Genomic DNA, 18,179 nt, shown 5'->3' on the forward strand with positions numbered 1-18,179 from the left:
CGTCGTCCCGATCGGGGACGGGCACCCGCGGGTCGGAGCCTGACGCCGCGGAGCGGTCGGACGTGTGGGTGACTGGTGGTGCCCGGCCGCTGAGAGTCATGCTTCTGCGCCGACGATCAGTGATCAATGGAAGGCGTCAGTCAGTACTCGGTCAGTGACGTGGCGCGATCCTGACCGTTAGGCTGAGCGGGCGAAGCCATCGGTGGCCGTCATTGTCGATTAGTGGGAAGTCGCAGGTCAGCGCGGGCTTTCGGGGAGGCAGCGTGTCCGGAATGGAGATCCCGATCCTGGTCTGCGTCAGCAGCGATGCCGCTGTCCGGCAGCGGGTGGTGCAACGACTCGACGGGGTGGGCCCGGTGGTGATCTGCGCCGACCTGGCCCAACTGCGGGCGATGTTCCCCGAGCCGCCGGGGGAGCCCGACCCGGCGGAGGTCGCAGCCGCCGAGATCCGACCCGGGGCGGTGGGCGGCTGGGCCGATCTGGTGATCGACCGCGCCGGGCACCTGGTCACCTGGCAGGGGGTACCGGTGGGGTTGACCCGTACCGAGCGGGAGTTGCTGGCCCGGCTGGCCAGCCCACCGATAAGCCTGTGGAGCTACGAGCGGCTGTTCGCCTCCGTGTGGGGTGGGGCCTACCTCGGCGACACCGCGATCCTGCATTCCGCGATCAAGCGACTGCGGCGCAAGCTGCGGGCCCTGACCGGCGGCCCCCAGGTGCAGACCGTCCGCGGGGTCGGCTACCGGCTGGCCACGCCCCCCGAGGATCCGCGTGACACCATGGCTCGGTGAGCAGTGCAGCCCAGACGGGGTACGCCCCTCCCGCCGGCCCTCCGCCACCCGAGCCCGGCAGCCGCTGGCCGCGGTGGCTGGTCGTGGCGACCGTGGCCTGGGCGGTGCTGCTGGCCGGTCTGACCTGGTACTCGGCCCGCAACGATCCGCCCACCGTCCGCGAGCAGCGCACCCTGGCCCAGGCGGCCTCGCGGGTCGAGGCCGCGATCGGCGAGCTGGCCGCGGCGGCCTCCGGCACGGTGTACGCGCTGGCGCCACCGGAGGTCGAGCGGGGCTGTCGGGTAACCCCGTTCGCCGAGGGCGCGATCCTGCGCAGTCACATGGAGCTGGCCGTGCCGCCGGGTGAGGAACGGGCCCTGCTGGAACGGATCGCGGACGGACTGCCCTCGGACTGGCGGGCCGGTGTCCGGCTCACCCCGGAGGGTCCCCGGCTGCGCGCGGACGCGGGGGAGTTCGTCACCGTCCAGGGCCGTGCCGCCGCCGAGGGTTGGGTGCGGCTGAGCGCGGAGACGGGCTGCCGCCCGGTCGACGCCCTGCCCGGGACGCTGCTGCCGGGGACCGCGGCGAGCACGGAGTCGAACGCGCTGGCCCGGGCGCTGGCCGCCCTCGGCGCCACGGTCACCGACCCGACCGAGGCGGTGCAGGCCACCTGCCCCGGAGGCGAGACCGCACGTACCCTGCGCGGCACCGCCCCGGCGACCGACCGGTCACCGCAGGCCGCCCTGGCCCCGCTGGCCGGCGGCACCCCGGTGGTGGCCACCGACGAGGTGTACGCCTACCGCAGCAACGGGGTGGCCATGCTCGTCCAACTGCACTCGGACAGGACGGTCGTCTCGGCCACCGTGGGGTGTGCCGGCTGAGGGGTACCCGCCCTCACCTGTCGTCGCGGCCGTGGCTGCGACCCAGGGCGTCCACCCGACCCCAGCGGCCGGGGATGTCCAGCAGTTCCACCCGACCCATCCCCTGCGGCAGGTACGGGTCGATGATCAGGTGCTCGTCCTCGGGTTCCAGCCCCAGCAGGATCCGCAGCAGCAGCAGAGGGGTTCCCGCCGACCAGGCCTGGGGACTGCACGCCGTCGGGTACTGCACCGGGAAGTCGGTCAGGTCGCGTTCGTAGCCGGCGAAGGCCTCCGGCAGTCGGCCGTTGAAGTAGTGCGAGGCGGCGAGCATCGACTCGCAGATCCGGGCGGCCTCATCGCGGAAGCCGTACTTCCACAGGCCCCAGGCGATCAGCGAGTTGTCGAAGGGCCAGACCGTGCCGACGTGGTATCCGATCGGGTTGTACCGACCCTGGTCGTCGGCGAGGGTGCGGACCCCCCACCCGGAGAACAGTCGCGGTCCCAGCAGGTGCTCGGCGATCCGCCCGGCCTTCGACTCATCGACGATGCCGCTCCACAGCAGGTGCCCGATGTTGGAGCTGAGGGCGTCCACCGGGGTGCCGTCGCGGTCCAGCGCCAGGGCGTAGTACTCCCGGTCCGGCAGCCAGAAGTCCCGGTTGAACCGTTCCTTGAGCGCGGCGGCCTCCCGTTCCAGCTGGTCGGCGTACTGCGGGTCGTTCCAGAACAGCCGGGCCAGCCGGGCGCCGCGCCGCTTGGCGTCGTAGGCGTAGCCCTGGAGTTCGCAGGTGGCCCGGGGGAAGCCGGGTAGCCGCCCGTCCGAGTAGGAGATGCCGTCCCAGGAGTCCTTCCAGCACTGGTTCTCCAGCCCGTTGCGGTCGTTGCGGGTCTCGTACCAGAGGTAGCCGGTACCGAGCAGGTCGCCGTACGTGTCGATCCAGTCCAGCGCCAGCCGGGTGGGGTACTCCAGTTCCTTGATCAGCCCGCTGTCGCCGGTCCATCGCTCGTATTCGTCGAGCAGGATCACGAACAGGGGGGTGGAGTCGGCCGAGCCGTAGTACGGCGAGTGGGGCTGCTCCTCGAATCCGGCGGACTCGCCGTAGCGCAGCTCGTGCAGGATCTTGCCCGGCTCCTCGTCGCGGAAGTCGTCGACCCGGAACCCCTGCAACCCGGCCAACATCATCAGGGTGGGCGGAACGATGTCCGGCAGGAAGGGCAGCACCTGAAGCGAGGTGATGAGGCTGTCCCTGCCGAACAGGGTCATGAACCAGGGCAACCCGGCGGCCATCAACCGGACCCTCAGGGTGATCGACTCGTACCGTAGCGAGGCCAGATCCTCCAGGCTGCGCCGGTACGCGGCGGCCAGGGGGCTGCTGCTGGCGCTGAGCTTGGGGGCGTTGGCGATGATCTCCTCGTGTTCGGCCTGGATGGCCGCCGTGCTGCGGCCGCCGGCCAACGGCAGTCGATTGCGGATATCCTCGCCCCGCGCGCCGTAGATCACCGTGGAGGTCTTCAGCCGGGTGGTCCACTCTCCGTGCGGCTCGATCCGGATCGAGAAGGTCATGCCTTCCTTGTCGACCGCGACCGGGGTGCTGCTGCGCACCAGGGTCTCGCGGTGGAAGGCCTCCCGGCGGTAGCTCAGCCGTAGCGCATCATCCTCGATCCTGACAGTCTGGCTGCCCTGTTTGGGCTGGACGTTCTTGATCTCGAACAGGTCGGCGAAGTCGGCGGAGATCTCCATGCGGACGGTGAAGGCCATCTCCTGGCCGGAGTGGTTCAACACGGTCAGTTCCTCGTCGAAGCCGTCCCTGATGGCCCGGCTGCGGATGATGGAGACCTTCGTGTCCAGGAAGTGGCTGGGTTCGCCCGGCACGAGGTAGTAGCGGGTCCGGTAGGTCTCATCGTCTTCGACGGACAGGGGCTGTAGCCGCTCGCCGTCGAGCAGCAGCAGCCAGGTGGAGAGGAACCGGGTGTCGAAGGCGAACAGGCCGGTCGGAAAGTCGAGGGAGGGCTCGATGTCCCCACCCCGGTCGCTGACCAGGAAGGTGTTGCCGTCCAGGATGCTGACCAGTTCCTTCACTGTGCCGTCCCGGCCTGCTCGCGGGCCCTCGTGCGTGGATCCTGGACGCCTGGCGCGGAGGGAAACAACCGCCGCAGGATCAGGAACATCGGGACCCTGCCGCTGAAGCTGCACTCGTTGCGAAACAGCGCGGCCAGGGGCTCGGCCCGTCCGGTCACCAACCGGTCGAACAGATCCACGCTGCAGTACCAGATGGAATCGGCCTCGGCCGGTCCCCGCTCGACCTCGATGACACCCGGTCGCAGCCGGAGCACCCAGTGCTCTGTGCGTTCGCCGTCGGAGAGGTCGATCCGCAGGGTGCCGGCGAGCGAGCTGCGCATCTCCTGGGGGCCGCGAGCCGGCAAGCTGGCAAAGAACTGCTCGATCGCCTCGTCCACACCCGAATCGTAGGCATATGTCGGAGTTGTCGGGCAGGTTCTCCGGCCTTGCCGAGGTCGATGTCCACAGCAGCCGCACCGGCCCCGGGTCAGTAGACGAGCGCCTGGGCTCCCTCGGCCATCGTCTCCTCCACGAACACGGCCGCCCCGGCGATCCGGATGCCCGGGATCACGTCGTCCGGGCCGATGTCCCGGCGGGCCGCACACTGGGTGCACGCGGTCACCGTCCCAGTGGTGAGGATCACGTGCAGCAGTTCGGCCAGCGGCGCGGAGTGCGGCAACTCGAAATCCTGCGCCCGCCCCGGCAGCGCGAACCAGGTGGATTCCCCGGTCAACCAGAGGGAGACGGGCACACCTGCGGCGGCGGCCGTGGCCGCCACCGTGAAGGCCTGGGCGCACCGCTCCGGGCCGTCCGCTCCGGCGGTGGCCTTGACGACGAGAGTGCGGGCCATGGGGCCAGCATAGGATGAGGCCGATGGTCACCGAGATCGGGTTCGTCAGCTTGCTGGTCGCCGGCCTGGGCGCGCTCGCCGGTGGCCTGATCTATCTGGCCGTGCGCATCTCAAGAGGCAAGTGATGAGTGACGACAACCCGCTGGCACCGCCGCCGTGGCTGAACGCCCCGCCGGTCGATCCGTATCCCTTCGAGGAGAGTCACGACCTGCGGGTGGGGCCCAAGCTGCATCCGGCCCTGGACGGCCTGCTGCCGTACGTCGGGGTGTGGCGGGGCCGGGGCCGGGGCGGCTTCCCCACCATCGAGGACTTCGACTACGCCCAGGAGATCCGGATCAGCCACGACGGCCGACCCTTCCTGTCGTACGAGTCCCGGGCGTGGCTGCTCGACGAAGAGTCCCGCCCGGTGCGCCCGGCGGGTCGGGAGGTCGGCTGGTGGCGACCGGTGTTCGACGGTGACCGGGTCACGGACGAACTGGAGGCCCTGCTGACCGTTCCGACCGGGGTGATGGAGCTGCACATCGGCCGGCGCAAGGGCACCCAGATCGAGTTCGTCACCGACGCGGTGGTGCGTACCGCCACCGCCAAGGAGGTCACCGCCGGGCACCGCCTGTTCGGCATCGTCGACGGCGCCCTGCTGTACGCCCAGGACATGGCCGCCGTGGGTCAGCCGCTGTCGCCGCATCTGTCCGCCCGCCTCATCCGGGTCGCCGGCTGAGGAGTCAGGGCAGCTCGAAGCCGAGCAGCTCCCGCAGCGCGTGGGTACGCGGGCTGCGGGGTAGCGGCTCCCCGTCCAGGGCCAGCACCTCCACCAGGCCGCGTACGGAGGAGGCCAGCCAGACGGCGTCGGCCTCCCGCAGCTCGGCCGGGGTCACCATGCCCTCGGCGGGGTCATAGCCGACCTCGGTGGCGTGGGCCAGCAGCCAGGCGACCGTGGTGCCGGGCAGGATGCCGGTGCGGGCCGCCGGCACGGTGCACAGGGTGTCCCCGGTCGACCAGAGCAGATTGGCGGTCGGCCCCTCCAGCAGATAGCCGTCGGAGGAGACCCAGAGCACGTCGTCCACCCCGGCTCGGGCGGCCCACCGGCGGGCCGCGGTGCTCGCCCCGTACGAGGTCGACTTGATCCCGGTGGGCAGCCAGTCCAACTCGGGGCGGGCCTCGGCGGGTACCCCCAGATTCAGGGTGGCCACCCGTACCCCCTCGCGCCGGGCCTGCCGGGCGGCGGCCGGCACGGCGGCCAGGGTGGCGTACACCGTGGGGTCCCCGCCCCCCTCGGGCCCGCGGGTGCAGACCAGCCGCAAGGCGCCCTCGACCTCGCCGGGCCACCCGGCGGCCACGGTGTCCAGCAGCTCGACCAGGGCCGCGTCGTCCGGCAGGGTCAGCTCCACCGCTGCGGCACCGGCCCGCAACCGGGCCAGATGCTCCTTGAGCAGCCAGGGCCGCCCACCCCGCAGGTGCATGGTCTCGAACAGTCCGTCGCCGCGCAGCACGCCCAGGTCGTCGCCGCGCAACACCGGCTCGTCGATCGACAGCAGTCCCCGACCCAGTACGCCGATCCGTGTGGCCTCCATAGCTGGGCAGGATAGAGGGGCGGCGGTCTCGATCGGACGCCTCCGAGACGGCCGAACTATGATCGGAGAATGTCCGAAACCTCCCTGGCGGAACTGCTGCGCTCCCGTGGCCTCCGGCTGACGGCGCAACGCCAGCTGATTCTGCAGGCGGTGCTGGACCTGGGGCACGCCACGCCGGAGCAGGTGCACACGGCCGTACGCGAAGTGGCCGCCGGGGTCAACATCACCACCATCTACCGCACCCTCGAACTGCTGGAACGCATCGGCCTGGTCACCCACACCCACCTGTCGCACGGGTCGCCGACCTATCACGCCGCCGGTGAGGATCAGCACATCCACCTGGTCTGCCGGGAGTGCGGGGCGATCGACGAGGTGGATCCGGAGCTGATGCGCCCCCTGGCCGAGCAGTTGGCGCGGGAACGCGGCTTCCGGGTGGACATCGGCCATGTCTCCTTCTTCGGCAACTGCGCACGGTGTGGAGACGGGAGTCAGGAATGATCGACATCGCGGGCGCGGTCGCCGTGGAACGCCTCGACGAGGCCAGCCGCGACCAGCCGGAGCCGGCCCACGCGGCGGCCGGGGTACGCGGGGTGGCCGCCCACTACGGCGACCCGATGCGCGAGCAACGACTGCTGGACACCGAGGTCGGCCTGGTGGACCGCTCCCACCGGGGGGTGATCGCGGTGCCCGGGGCGGACCGCATCTCCTGGCTGCACACCCTCACCACCCAGCACCTGGCCGACCTGGGCCCCGGGCAGGGCACCGAACTGCTGGTGCTCTCGCCGCACGGCCACATCGAGCAACACGCCATGGTCGCCGAGGACGGCGACACCACCTGGCTGGACACCGAACCGGGCGCCGCCGAAGGGCTGCTGACCTTCCTGGAGAAGATGCGGTTCTTCAGCCAGGTCGAGCCGCGCGACGCCACCGCCGAGCAGGCCCTGCTGTCCCTGGTAGGGCCCCGGGCGGCCGAGGCCCTGACCCTGCTGGACCTGCCCGCCCTGGCCGAACCGGACCTCACCGGGGTACCCGGCCCCAAGTTCCGTGCCGGTGAGGTGCCGACCCGGCCCACCGCCCGCTACGAGGTCAAGCCCCTGCCGCTGGGCGGGTGGGCCCGGCGCGGGCCCCTGGGGGTGGACCTGCTGGTGCCCCGGGCCGCGATGGACCAGGTGGTCACCCGGCTGCGGGACGGCGGGGTGCCGGTCGCCGGCCTGTGGGCGTACGAGGCGGTGCGGGTGGCCGCCCGCCGGGCCCGGGTGGGTGTCGACACCGACCACCGCACCATCCCCGCCGAGGTGAACCTGATCGCCCCGGCCGTACACCTGGACAAGGGCTGCTACCGGGGGCAGGAGACGGTGGCCCGGGTGCACAACATGGGCCGTCCGCCGCGTCGGCTGGTCCTGCTGCACCTGGACGGCATCACCACGGACCAACTGCCCACCGCCGGCACCCCGGTCGAGCTGGACGGTCGTACGGTCGGCTTCGTCGGCACCGCGGTGCATCACCACGAGCTGGGTCAGATCGCCCTGGCGGTGGTCAAGCGCTCCGTACCCGACGACGCCGTGCTGCGGGTGGCCGAGAGCACCGCCGCCATCGACCGGGTGTAAGGAAGGGCACCTTATTAACGCCTCCGGTAGAGGCCGGGCCCCCTGTTAACACCAGCACCTGCGGCGGGCGTTCTAGGATCGCCGGCATGACAACAGGGACGTTGATCACGGTTGCCCCCACCGGCGCGGAGTCGGCCAAGACGGAGGTGCCGGCGCTGCCGGTGACCCTGGACGAGTTGCTGCTCACCGCCAAGGAGTGCGAGGCGCTCGGCGCCTCGATCATCCACGTCCACATCCGCGACGAGGACGCCCGACCCACCCTGGACCTGGGCCGACTGCGGGCCACCGTGGCGGCGTTGCGGGAGAGCACCGACCTGATCGTGCAGCTCTCCACCGGGGGCGCGGTCACCGACCCGGAGGCCGATCGGCTCGCCGTACTGGACGCCGCGCCGGACATGGCCTCCTGCACGATGGGTACGGCCAACTTCGGTGACGACGTCTTCCTCAACCGTTGGGAGTTCATCGTCGACCTGCACACCCGGATGCAGGAACGCGGCATCGTGCCGGAGTACGAGATCTTCGACCTGGGTCACCTGACCGCCCTGCGCCGCCTGCTCGACAAGTACGGCCTGCCGCACGGCGGCCACGTGCACGTGGACTTCGTGATGGGGGTGCCTGGCGGGATGCCCGGCACCACGGCCACCCTGGTGGCGGCCCAGCAGATGCTGCGCGACCTGCCGGAGGGCACCACCTTCTCGGCGACCGGGATCGGGCGCAGCAGCATCCCGGTGATGCTGGCCTCGCTGTCGGCCGGAGGTCACCTGCGGGTCGGCATGGAGGACACCGTCACGTACGCCAAGGGCCGCCCGGTGGAGTCGAACATGCAGCTGGTCGCCCGGGCGGTCGGCTTCGCCCAGCTCGCCCAGCGTCCCCCGCTGAACACCACCCAGGCCCGCGAACTGCTCGGCCGGTAAGGGCTGACCCCGCCCGGCGTGGCTGTACACCCGGAGGTGGAGTACCTGCTCACCCCGGCCTCGGCGGCCGATCGATCATCGGTACCGTCCACATCGTGGCAGACACGTACGCGGGTGGGGTTCCGCTTGCCGAGGTGGTCCGGTCCGGTTTCGTGGAGGGCCTGCACCGGGGCTCGGTGGTGGTGCTGGACGGCACCGGTGCGGTGGTCGACGCGGCCGGTGACGTCAGCGCCCCGATCTTTCCGCGCTCCTCCAACAAGCCCATGCAGGCCGTCGGCATGATCCGGGCCGGGCTGCCGCTGACCGACCCCGCCGACCTGGCGTTGGTGGCGGCCAGTCACGCGGGGGAGGAGTTCCACCTGGCCCGGGTGGCCCGGCTGCTGGCCGACGCCGGGCTGGACCAGGAGGCCCTGCACTGCCCGCCGGACCTGCCGGTCGGGGAGCAGGCGCGGGAAGCGGTGCTGCGGGCCGGGGGCGGCCCCACCCGGATCCAGATGAACTGCTCCGGCAAGCACGCCGGGATGCTGCTGACCTGCCGCTCGGCCCGCTGGCCGGTGGAGGGTTACTGGCGCCCGGAGCACCCGTTGCAGCAGCGGCTGCGCGACGCGGTCGAGGAACTGACCGGTGAGCAGGCGGCGGCGGTCGGGGTGGACGGGTGCGGGGCACCCGTGCTTGCGCTGTCCCTGACCGGGCTGGCTCGGGCGTACCTGCGCCTGGTGAGCGCCGAGACCGGCACCGTGGAGCGCACGGTGGCCGACGCCATGCGGGCGTACCCGGAGATCGTCGGTGGCACCGAGGCGGACGACACCCGGCTGATGCGCGGGGTACCCGGACTGCTGGCCAAGGTGGGCGCGGAGGGTGTGATCGCCGCAGCTCTGCCCGGCGTCGGCGCTCTGGCCCTGAAGATCGACGACGGCGCCGGCCGAGCCCGGATGCCCGTCCTGTCCGCCGCCCTACGCCGCCTGGGAGTCGAAGCCCCGGTCCTGACCGAGTTCACCGAAACCCCCCTCTTCGGCGGCGGCCTCCCCGTAGGTGCCACCCGCCCCCTCTGGTAACCCCCACCCGCCCTCACCCGCCCCGCCCTCGCCCTCCCGCCCGCGCCCTCCCGCCCGCGCCCGCTGCGGCGGTCGACGGGCCATGACCCGGGCGGCCTCTCCCCGTCGATCTTGCACTTTTGGTCGCCAATATGACCCCCTATGGGAGGTTTTGTGCCGACAGAAAGTGCATGATCGACGGGCTGGGGTGGGGGGTGGGTGGGTGGAGGGGCTGAGGGGTGGTGAGACGCTGCTAACTGTGGCTAGCACTTTGCTTGCAGGGTGCTAGCGGGGCGAGCTAGCGTTGAGTCATGGCCACTTCCAAGGACCTTCCCGATGTCGGCGGGTTCATTCGTGACCTGCGGCGGAACGCGAAGATCTCGTTGCGTCAGCTTGCCGAGCAGGCCGGGGTCAGCAATCCCTACCTGAGCCAGATCGAGCGAGGGCTGCGTCGACCCAGCGCCGAGGTGCTTCAGCAGCTCGCCAGCGCGCTGCGGGTCTCCACCCCGGCGATGTACCTGCGGGCCGGCCTGCTCGATGACAAGGAAGGCCAGGGGGTGCTTGCCGCCATCGCGGTCGATCCGGACCTGACGATGGCCCAGAAGCAGTCCCTCACCCAGATCTACGAGACCTTCCGCCGGGAGAACGCCCGGCTGGCCGAGGCGACCGCTGCGGCCGAATCCGCCACCACCGGCCCCGAGGCCGACTCCGCCGCCAGTGGACCTGGCAGTGCATCAGGCAGCGCCGGTCAAGCTGAGGGCGAGGCCGCCCCGGGTGGGCCTGGCCGGGCTACGGACATCGAGACCAGTGGCGACGTCAATCCGACCGTCACCGCGCCCGATGTGGCCAACCTGGCTGCTACCGGGCCCACCACCGCAGAGGGCACCCCGACCGAGGCAGTTCTCGAGTCGGTAGCCGTGACCGAAGCCGGTCCCACCCCGACCGAGGCAGTCCTTGAGTCGGTTGCCGTGACCGAAGCGGGTCCCGCCCCGGCGCCGACCCGCCCCGTCAAGAAGGCCGCCCGCAAGGTGGTCCGCAAGGCCGCCGACGCGGCCGAAGAGGAGAAGTCATGAGCCAGCCGAAGACCAACCGCATCCCCGCTCCGATCTACGCCGCCGCCGGTGCCGGTGAGCTGGCCCTGGAGCAGCTGCGCAAGCTGCCCACCGTGGTCGCCGAGCTGCGCGACCGGGTCGTCAACGACGGCAGCCGGGTGGCCAACGAACTGGGTGGCAAGGCCGTCGTCACCGGTTTCGAGCTGCGCCAGAAGGCCAACGAGAAGCTGCGCAACGCCAACCTGACCGCCGAGTCGCTGCGCCGCAACGCCGACCTCAACCGGCTGCGGGAGGCTGCCGACCTGCACCGGCTGCGTGAGGTGGCCGATCTGGACCGCCTGCGGGAGAACGCCGAGTTCAACCGGCTGCGCGAGGCGGCTGACCTGGACCGGCTGCGTGACCTGGCGACCCGCAACGCCGCCGTGGTCGTCGCCGGTGCCCAGGTCGCGCAGGAGCGGGCGCTGGCCGCGTACGGCAAGCTGGTGACGCGCGGTGAGCGGGTGGTCGGTGCGGGTGTGCTGGAGGCCGCCGACACGGTGAACGCCGACATCGAGGCCACCCAGTCCGCGATCACCGCGAGCGAGTCGACCGCCACGACCGAGCCGGCCACGACCGAGCCGACCGGCACCGCCAAGCGGACCGTCGCCAAGCGGGCCACGGCTGCCAAGAAGGCCACGGCCGGCGAGTCGGGGCAGGTGCCCAGCCCGGCCGAGGTGGCCGAGATCGCCGAGGCCAAGCCGGCCAAGAAGACCACCCGCGCCAAGGCGACCACCCGGCAGCCGGCCGCCAAGCGGACGGCCACGCCGTCGGCGAAGGCACCGGCGACCACCAAGCGGACCCGCCCGGCCGCCGAATGATCACCTGCCGACGATCCCGGTCACCGTCCTGTCGGACGGATCCGGGGTCGTCGGCATAAGCTTGCCGTCATGGCCTACGCCGCGCCGATCTTCGCCTTCGATGTCCGTACCGTGATCGACCTGATCCTGTTCGTGTTCGCACTGATCGTGCAGGGGGTCGCTCTCGTGCACGCCATCACGCAGCGCTCCGACGCCTTCCCCGCCATCGGCACCTTGCCGAAGGGCGGCTGGATCGCCATTCTGGCGGTCACCCTGCTGCTGACTCTGCTCACCCAGACCACCCTCAGCATCTTCGGGCTGATCGGCATCGCGGCGGCCCTGATCTACCTGCTCGACGTCCGGGTCGGCCTACGTGAACTGGGTGACAACAGAGGATCCTGGTGAGGGCTTTCCGCTGGCCACCACCACCGGACGGCGGGCCGCGCACCTGGGGTCCCGGCCCGGGCGGGCCACGCAGCGGACGCCCGGCGCTACCCGAGCCGGACACGGAACTGGTCGCCACCCCCCACGGCGTACGACTGGAACGGTTGGTAACCGGCACCGGTGATCCGGTCACGGTGTTCGCGCACGGGCTGGGCAACGGCATAGCGGTGACCCGCCCCTTCGGCAGCGGGGTAACCGGCCGGAAGGTCTTCTTCCAGTTCCGGGGCCACGGTCGTTCGGATGCGCCCGAGGGGGTGTGGAGCTATCTGGACCTGGCCCGGGACCTGCGGGCGGTCGCCGACCTCTCCGGTGCCACCCGGGCCTTCGGTGCCAGCCTCGGCGCGGGCGCCCTGTGCCGGCTGCTCGCCGAGAGCCCGGACCGCTTCGAGCGGCTGGTCTTCTTCCTGCCGGCGGCGCTCGACCAGCCACGAGGGCCGGTCGCCCGGACCCGGCTGTTGGAGTTGCTGTCCGCGGTGGAGAGCGGGGACGCCTCCGCGGTGGCCGAGGTGGTCGCGGCGGAGATCCCACCGGCCGTACGCAACACCCCGGCCGGGTGGGCGTACCTGCGGCAGCGGCTCGATCACCTGTTGCGCGACGGTCTGGCCGTCGGTCTGGCCGACCTGCCCGGGCAGGCGCCCCTGGACGACGCCGGGGCGCTGGCGTCGGTCACCGCACCGGCGCTGGTCATCGCCTGCGAAGGGGACGACCTGCACCCCCTGGAGATCGCCGAGCAGCTCGCCGCCGCCCTGCCCCAGGCCACCCTGCACCGGTACGCCCGCCCCGGGGTGCTCTGGACGGAACGCGCCGACGTCCGGGCCCGGATCTCCGAGTTCCTCAACGGGTGAACCGCCCGGTCCGTCCATGACGACTCAAAGCCGGTCAGCGGGGCAGGTGGGCGGCGCGCACGTCCAGCAGCCAGCGTTCCACGGTCTGCTCGTCCGGCCGGTCCGGCAGCGGGGTCCGGATGCGGTCGAAGTCGCCTTCGGCCTCGGCCAGCAGGGCCCGCGCCTCCTCCAGAGCACCCCCGGCCACCCGATCCCCGAAGTCGCGGAACCAGCCCGGATCGGCTAGCCGGATCTCCAGTACCCCGGTGGCGTAGAGCAGTCGGCCCTGGTGCACCAGCCGGGCCAGGTGTCGGGCGTGCTTGGCGGTGCGCCGCCGGGTGTCCGAGGAGAAGGTCCCGTCACCCCGGGACTCCAGCTTGCGGAACTGCTGGGCGGCGTAGCCGAGGTAGGCCTCCCGGACCCGGGGAGCGCTGAGGAAGGCCGACCGGATGCCGATCAGGCCCTCGCCGAACTCGGTACGGGTCTCGTAGCAGTCGTCCGGGAGCCAGACCAGCTCACTGGCGGTCGGATTGCCGCTAAGGGCCAGCCGACACCACTTGCGGGCCTCGTGCAGGGTGAGGTCCGGGTCGGTGGTGACCACGGACTCCTTCGGCGGGTGCAGGCCGTGGAAGGCGACCGTGGGGGCGGCGAAGACCCCGATCCGGTCGACGTCCGAGCCCGGCCCCGCCAGGCCGTACGCCACCGAGCCGACGATGCCGGAGAGCAGCAGGTGCATGTCGGCGAGCATGCCGGATCAAGGGTTCTCCGCAAAACCTGACATCGGTTGTCAGGCTCTGCTGGCAGCGTGGCGACCATGACGAAACCGCTTACCGGAACGGTGGCGCTGGTGGCCGGGGCTACCCGGGGTGCCGGCCGACAGATAGCCGTGCAACTGGGTGCCGCAGGCGCCACCGTCTACGCGACCGGCCGCAGCAGCCGGGCGGCCGGACCTTCCGAGCTGGACCGCCCGGAGACCATCGAGGAGACCGCCGAACTGGTGACCGTGGCCGGGGGCACCGGCATCCCCGTCCGGGTGGACCACCTGGTCCCCGACCAGGTACGCGACCTCATCGCGCGGATCGACACCGAGCAGGGCCGACTCGATGTGCTGGTCAACGACGTGTGGGGTGCCGACCCCCTGATCAGCTGGGAGCAGCCGGTCTGGGAGCAGCCGCTGGAGGCCGGCTTCCGTACCCTGCGGCTGGCGGTGGACACCCACATCATCACCAGCCACTTCGCGATGCCCCTGCTGATCCGCCGCCCGGGTGGCCTGGTGGTGGAGATCGGTGACGGCACCCGGGCGTACAACGAGCGGAACTACCGCCTGTCGGTCTTCTACGACCTGGCCAAGACCTCGGTGAACCGGCTCGCCTTCAGTTGGGCGCACGAACTCAGGCCGTACGGCGGGACGGCGGTGGCCCTGACCCCCGGCTGGCTGCGTTCCGAGGCGATGCTGGAGCACTTCGGGGTCACCGAGGCCAACTGGCGCGACGGCGCGGCCAAGGACCCGCACTTCCTCATCTCGGAAACCCCGGCCTTCGTCGGCCGGGCGGTCGCCGCTCTGGCCGCCGACCCGGACCACGCCCGGTGGAGCGGGCAGTCCGTCTCCGCCGGAGAGTTGTCCAAGGTGTACGGCTTCACCGACCTGGACGGCAGCCGGCCGGACGCCTACCGCTACATCACCGAGGTGGTCGACAGCGGCAAGCCGGCCGACGTCACCGGTTACCGCTGACCGTCGGGGTGGTGTAGAGGGCGGCGGTGCGCCTCGCCGCCTCGGCCAGCCGGGCCCGCAGCTCGGGTGGGTCCAGCACCTCCACCTCCGGACCCAGCCCGAGCAGTTGGGTGTATGCCACCTCGACGGACTCGACCGGCAGCCGGGTGGTCACCCAGCCCTGCCCGTCGGGTTCGTCGGCGGTGGCGACCGCCTCGGCGTACCCGAAGGGGATGTCGCTGCGGTGCTTGAGCTGGCGCAGACCGGCGGGGCTCAGCCGGATCCGCACCTCGGCCCGCAGCATCCCCCGCAGGAAGGCCTCCGCCTGCGTCCGCCAGTACCCCGGCAGGTCGAAGTCCGGCTCCCGGTCGAAGGTCTCCTCGTGCTGCTGCACCCCGACGATCCGGTCCACCCGGTAGGTGCGCAGGTCCCCGTCGACCCGGCCGACGAGATACCAGATGCCGCTCTTGAGGACCAGACCGTACGGGCAGACCCGGCGGATTACCGACCCGTCCGCGCGTTGGTAGTGCAGGGTCACCACCCGGTCCCGCCAGAGGGCCCCGGCCAGCTCGGCCAGCCAGGGCGGCGGCTCGCTCGGCGCGTACCAGCCGGGCACCTCCAGGTGGAACCGTTGCCCGGTGCGGGTGGGTGCGTCGCGCAGGCTCGGCGGCAGGGCGGCGAGCACCTTCAACTCGGCCGCCGCCACCGCATCGGCCAACCCCATGTCCCCGGCCGGGCCGGGCAGCCCGGCGAGGAAGAGGGCCTCCGCCTCATCCCGGGTCATCCCGGTCAGCCGGGTCCGGTACCCGCCGAGCAGCCGGTAACCCCCGGCCCGACCCCGGTCGGCGTAGACCGGCACCCCGGCGGCGGAAAGCGCCAGGACATCCCGGTACACCGTCCGTTCGGAGACCTCCAGCTCGCGGGCCAGTTCCGCCGCCGTCATCGCCTCCCGGGCCTGCAACAGCAGCAGCAAGGAGATCAGTCGGGCGGCCCGCACGGTCAGCGTCCGCCGGGGGTCAGCAGACCCCGGTCGTACGCGGCCGCCACGGCGGCGGCCCGGTCGTTGACCCCGAGCTTGGCGTACACGTGCAGCAGGTGGGTCTTGACGGTGGCCTCGCTGATGAACAGTTGGGCGGCGGCCTCCCGGTTGGTCGAGCCGCGCGCCACCAGGGTGAGCACCTCCAGTTCCCGGTGGCTCAGCGGCTCCTCCGCCGGGGCGCGCAGCCGGCCCATCAGCCGACCCGCCACGGCGGGGGAGAGCACGGACTCACCCCGGGCGGCGGCGCGTACCGCCCGGACCAGTTCGTCGCGGGGGGCGTCCTTGAGCAGGTAACCGGTGGCACCGGCCTCGATCGCGGGCAGCACGTCGGCATCCGTGTCGTAGGTGGTCAGCACCAGCACCTTCGCCGTACTGTCCGAGCGGACCAGCCGACCGATCGCGGTCACCCCGTCCATGCCGGGCATCCGCAGGTCCATCAGCACCACGTCGGGATGGTGCCGGGCGGCCAACGCCAACGCCTCGGCCCCGTCGGCCGCCTCACCGACCACCTCGAACCCGGGATCGCCGGTGAACATGCCGCGCAGCCCGTCCCGCACCACCGGATGGTCGTCGACGATCAACAGCCGGATCGGCTCGGTCAACCGGCACCTCCCGGTAGCGCCGGTACGGAGGCGGAGATGGCGGTGCCGCCACCCGGCTCGGACTCCACATCGAGGCGCCCCCCGACCTCGGTGACCCGTTGCCGCATGGCGGTCAGCCCGTAGCCGCCGTCCGGCCTGGGTGCGGCAGCCTCGGGGTCGAAGCCGGTGCCGTCGTCCCGGACATCAAGGGTCACCACATCCGACATGTAGGACAGTGTCAACCCCACCCGGGAGGCGGCGGCGTGCCGGGAGACATTGGCCAACGCCTCCTGAGCGGCTCGCAGCAGGGTCACCTCGACCTCCGGATGCAGCGGCCGGGGGGTGCCGGTGGTGTTGACCTCGGCCCGTACCCCGTGCCGGGCCGACCAGCGTCCACCCAGCTCGGTCAGGGCATCGGGCAGCCTAGCGGCCTCCAGCGGCTCGGGACGGATGGCGCGGACCGAGCGACGGGCCTCGGTGAGGCTCTCCCGGGCCAGCGCCAGGGCATTGTCCACATGCCGCCGCCAGTCACCGGACCGGTCCCGGGTCTGCTCGGCCGCCTCCAACTGGGTGATGATGCCGGTGAGCCCCTGGGCCAGGGTGTCGTGGATCTCCCGGGCCATCCGCTGCCGTTCGTCCAGCACCCCGGCCTCCCGGGCCTGGGTCACCAGTTGGGCGTGCAGACCCTCGTTCTCCCGTACCGTCTCGGTGAGCCGGCGGTTGGCGGCGGCCAACTCCGCCACCAGCCGCTTGCGTTTCTCGCCCTGGTGCTCGGAGACGTAGGCGAACCAGCTGACCGCCCCGGCGATCGTCACGTTGAAGAACACCATCACCAGCCAGATCGCCCAATGTGACGACACGACCGGTAGGCCGCCGCTCTGCGAGGTGGCCAGCAGCACGGCGGTGACGACGACCCCGGCGATCCGCCACCTGCCGGGCAGGAAGAACGCGTGCACATAGCCGATCCAGGCGAAGAAGCCGTACCACGGACTGGCGACCACCAGCACGGCGGCGATCGCGAGCATCCCGAGGTAGTAGACCGTCATCAGCGCACGCCGGCTCTGCCAGCGCGGGTGCAGGGTGATGAACCAGGCGATCCAACAGGCAGCCGCCACGGCGACGGGCAGGGTGGCCGCCATCGGGAGACCGCGCGGCGTCGGCGCGAAGACGGCCAGCAGCGTGCCAACGATCAGCCCTCCGAAGGGCAGCACCCGCCAGACATTCGCTTCCCGGACCTGCCAGGCATCCATTCGGTCGTCGGGTCGGTCGCCGCTGCTGATCATCGGATCCCCGCCTACTGCCAGCGGAACAGTTTCGTCGCGAGAGCACCGGCGGCCACCGCGACCACCGCCATTATCGCCAGGTGCAGCGGATGCGGGGCGGTGCCGGTCCAGGCGTCCAGCAGGGCCTGCACGCCCGGCGGGGTGTAGGCGCCGATCTCGGCCAGGAAGTCGGGCAGCAGGAACCTCGGCAGGTACACGCCACCGAGAAACATCACCGCCATGAACACCGGTACGGTCAGCGCCTGAGCCGACTTGGCGGAGGGTGCGACCGCCGCCACCAGCAGTCCCAGCGCGAGCAGCGCCGCGGTGCCGAGGACCAGGGCTGCGGCGAATCCGAGCGGATGCTGCGGCAGCGGTACGCCGAACGCCAGCCGGGCCACCACCGCGAGCAGCACCGCGCTGGCCAGGATGCCGATGAGGGCCAGCACCAGTTGGGCCAGCAGCAGGGCCAGCGGGCTGGCCGGGGTGGTGGCCAGCCGGCGCAGGATGCCCCGCTCCCGGTAGGTGGCCAGCACGGTGGGCAGGACGTTCACCCCGACCATCGCCAGGGTGACCACCAACAGGGAGGGGGTGAAGTAGCTGACGAAGGACTGCCCGCCGAGGTCCTCAGTGGGCCTTTGGAGGGTGGGGATGAGCCCGAGGACCACCAGGATCAGGGTGGGCAGTGCGATGGTGAGCACCATCGTCGAGGTGTCCCGCAGATAGAGCCGGGCCTCGGTCTTGAGGATCTGGCCGAAGGCGTGCATGGGT

22 protein-coding genes are annotated in these 18,179 nt (G+C 71.7%); 13 read left to right on the plus strand and 9 right to left on the minus strand.

Annotated elements, in window-relative coordinates:
- Nucleotides 1-272 precede the first annotated feature (272 nt).
- Nucleotides 273-788, plus strand: a complete 516-nt coding sequence (locus OIE53_RS24850; protein ID WP_327027401.1) for a winged helix-turn-helix domain-containing protein — start codon at nt 273-275, stop codon at nt 786-788.
- Nucleotides 785-1,648 carry a hypothetical protein gene (locus OIE53_RS24855; RefSeq protein ID WP_327023892.1) on the plus strand — a complete coding sequence of 288 codons (864 nt, stop codon included), beginning with the start codon at nt 785-787 and terminating at the stop codon, nt 1,646-1,648. Before OIE53_RS24850 ends, OIE53_RS24855 begins: the two co-directional genes overlap by 4 nt.
- A 13-nt stretch (nt 1,649-1,661) precedes the next feature.
- On the opposite strand, the gene OIE53_RS24860 is transcribed toward OIE53_RS24855, so the two are convergent.
- From OIE53_RS24860 to OIE53_RS24870, 3 genes are all read right to left on the minus strand, one after another.
- The gene (locus tag OIE53_RS24860) at nt 1,662-3,704 is read right to left on the minus strand and encodes an amylo-alpha-1,6-glucosidase (RefSeq protein ID WP_327023893.1); all 2,043 of its coding nucleotides are present in this window, start codon (nt 3,702-3,704) and stop codon (nt 1,662-1,664) included.
- Nucleotides 3,701-4,081, minus strand: coding sequence for an SCP2 sterol-binding domain-containing protein (locus OIE53_RS24865; protein WP_327023894.1), 381 nt, complete (start codon nt 4,079-4,081; stop codon nt 3,701-3,703). The genes OIE53_RS24860 and OIE53_RS24865 overlap by 4 nt, the downstream gene beginning before the upstream one ends.
- Nucleotides 4,082-4,170: 89 nt before the next feature.
- Entirely contained in the window at nt 4,171-4,533 is a 363-nt protein-coding gene (locus tag OIE53_RS24870; RefSeq protein ID WP_327023895.1) for a DsrE family protein, read from the minus strand.
- Between the two features lie 23 nt (nt 4,534-4,556).
- Here OIE53_RS24870 and mtfM point away from each other — a divergent pair, with 23 nt between their 5' ends.
- Both mtfM and OIE53_RS24880 read left to right on the plus strand, forming a co-directional pair.
- Nucleotides 4,557-4,658: a small membrane protein MtfM gene (mtfM, locus tag OIE53_RS24875; RefSeq protein WP_013736135.1), complete on the plus strand. Its 102-nt coding sequence runs from the start codon at nt 4,557-4,559 to the stop codon at nt 4,656-4,658.
- Nucleotides 4,658-5,251 carry an FABP family protein gene (locus OIE53_RS24880; RefSeq protein WP_327023896.1) on the plus strand — a complete coding sequence of 198 codons (594 nt, stop codon included), beginning with the start codon at nt 4,658-4,660 and terminating at the stop codon, nt 5,249-5,251. Before mtfM ends, OIE53_RS24880 begins: the two co-directional genes overlap by 1 nt.
- A gap of 4 nt (nt 5,252-5,255) precedes the next feature.
- On the opposite strand, the gene OIE53_RS24885 is transcribed toward OIE53_RS24880, so the two are convergent.
- Nucleotides 5,256-6,104 (minus strand): aminotransferase class IV, encoded by an 849-nt coding sequence (locus OIE53_RS24885; RefSeq protein ID WP_327023897.1) that lies wholly within the window; start codon nt 6,102-6,104, stop codon nt 5,256-5,258.
- Between the two features lie 69 nt (nt 6,105-6,173).
- On the opposite strand from OIE53_RS24885, the gene OIE53_RS24890 reads away from it, so the two are divergent.
- The 8 genes from OIE53_RS24890 (at nt 6,174) to OIE53_RS24925 (ending at nt 12,836) form a co-directional block, all read left to right on the plus strand.
- Complete coding sequence (locus tag OIE53_RS24890; protein ID WP_327023898.1) at nt 6,174-6,602, plus strand: Fur family transcriptional regulator; 429 nt, start codon at nt 6,174-6,176, stop codon at nt 6,600-6,602.
- Entirely contained in the window at nt 6,599-7,711 is a 1,113-nt protein-coding gene (gene ygfZ / locus OIE53_RS24895; RefSeq protein WP_327023899.1) for a CAF17-like 4Fe-4S cluster assembly/insertion protein YgfZ, read from the plus strand. The genes OIE53_RS24890 and ygfZ overlap by 4 nt, the downstream gene beginning before the upstream one ends.
- 86 nt (nt 7,712-7,797) lie before the next feature.
- Nucleotides 7,798-8,625, plus strand: coding sequence for a 3-keto-5-aminohexanoate cleavage protein (locus OIE53_RS24900; RefSeq protein WP_327023900.1), 828 nt, complete (start codon nt 7,798-7,800; stop codon nt 8,623-8,625).
- A 74-nt stretch (nt 8,626-8,699) separates the two neighbouring features.
- Nucleotides 8,700-9,680: an asparaginase gene (locus OIE53_RS24905; protein ID WP_327027402.1), complete on the plus strand. Its 981-nt coding sequence runs from the start codon at nt 8,700-8,702 to the stop codon at nt 9,678-9,680.
- Between the two features lie 290 nt (nt 9,681-9,970).
- Nucleotides 9,971-10,732 (plus strand): helix-turn-helix domain-containing protein, encoded by a 762-nt coding sequence (locus OIE53_RS24910; protein WP_327023901.1) that lies wholly within the window; start codon nt 9,971-9,973, stop codon nt 10,730-10,732.
- Nucleotides 10,729-11,568, plus strand: coding sequence for a hypothetical protein (locus OIE53_RS24915; RefSeq protein WP_327023902.1), 840 nt, complete (start codon nt 10,729-10,731; stop codon nt 11,566-11,568). Before OIE53_RS24910 ends, OIE53_RS24915 begins: the two co-directional genes overlap by 4 nt.
- Nucleotides 11,569-11,637: 69 nt before the next feature.
- Entirely contained in the window at nt 11,638-11,952 is a 315-nt protein-coding gene (locus OIE53_RS24920) for a DUF2516 family protein (protein ID WP_327023903.1), read from the plus strand.
- Nucleotides 11,949-12,836, plus strand: a complete 888-nt coding sequence (locus OIE53_RS24925) for an alpha/beta fold hydrolase (protein WP_327023904.1) — start codon at nt 11,949-11,951, stop codon at nt 12,834-12,836. The genes OIE53_RS24920 and OIE53_RS24925 overlap by 4 nt, the downstream gene beginning before the upstream one ends.
- Before the next feature lie 34 nt (nt 12,837-12,870).
- On the opposite strand, the gene OIE53_RS24930 is transcribed toward OIE53_RS24925, so the two are convergent.
- On the minus strand, nt 12,871-13,551 hold the full coding sequence (locus OIE53_RS24930; RefSeq protein WP_327027403.1) for a nucleotidyltransferase domain-containing protein: 681 nt from the start codon (nt 13,549-13,551) through the stop codon (nt 12,871-12,873).
- A 78-nt stretch (nt 13,552-13,629) separates the two neighbouring features.
- On the opposite strand from OIE53_RS24930, the gene OIE53_RS24935 reads away from it, so the two are divergent.
- The gene (locus OIE53_RS24935) at nt 13,630-14,547 is read left to right on the plus strand and encodes an SDR family oxidoreductase (RefSeq protein ID WP_327023905.1); all 918 of its coding nucleotides are present in this window, start codon (nt 13,630-13,632) and stop codon (nt 14,545-14,547) included.
- Here the strand turns inward: OIE53_RS24935 and OIE53_RS24940 are convergent.
- From OIE53_RS24940 to OIE53_RS24955, 4 genes are read right to left on the minus strand one after another with little or no spacing between them, the layout of a single operon-like run.
- Nucleotides 14,531-15,523, minus strand: coding sequence for a helix-turn-helix transcriptional regulator (locus OIE53_RS24940; RefSeq protein ID WP_327023906.1), 993 nt, complete (start codon nt 15,521-15,523; stop codon nt 14,531-14,533). The two genes, OIE53_RS24935 and OIE53_RS24940, sit on opposite strands and share 17 nt — an antisense overlap.
- 2 nt (nt 15,524-15,525) lie before the next feature.
- Complete coding sequence (locus OIE53_RS24945) at nt 15,526-16,167, minus strand: response regulator transcription factor (RefSeq protein WP_327023907.1); 642 nt, start codon at nt 16,165-16,167, stop codon at nt 15,526-15,528.
- Complete coding sequence (locus tag OIE53_RS24950; RefSeq protein WP_327023908.1) at nt 16,164-17,429, minus strand: sensor histidine kinase; 1,266 nt, start codon at nt 17,427-17,429, stop codon at nt 16,164-16,166. The genes OIE53_RS24945 and OIE53_RS24950 overlap by 4 nt, the downstream gene beginning before the upstream one ends.
- A gap of 11 nt (nt 17,430-17,440) precedes the next feature.
- Nucleotides 17,441-18,175, minus strand: a complete 735-nt coding sequence (locus OIE53_RS24955) for an ABC transporter permease (RefSeq protein WP_327023909.1) — start codon at nt 18,173-18,175, stop codon at nt 17,441-17,443.
- Nucleotides 18,176-18,179: the final 4 nt, after the last annotated feature.

Origin of the sequence: Micromonospora sp. NBC_01739 (assembly GCF_035920385.1) — a bacterium.
Lineage (GTDB): Bacteria > Actinomycetota > Actinomycetes > Mycobacteriales > Micromonosporaceae > Micromonospora.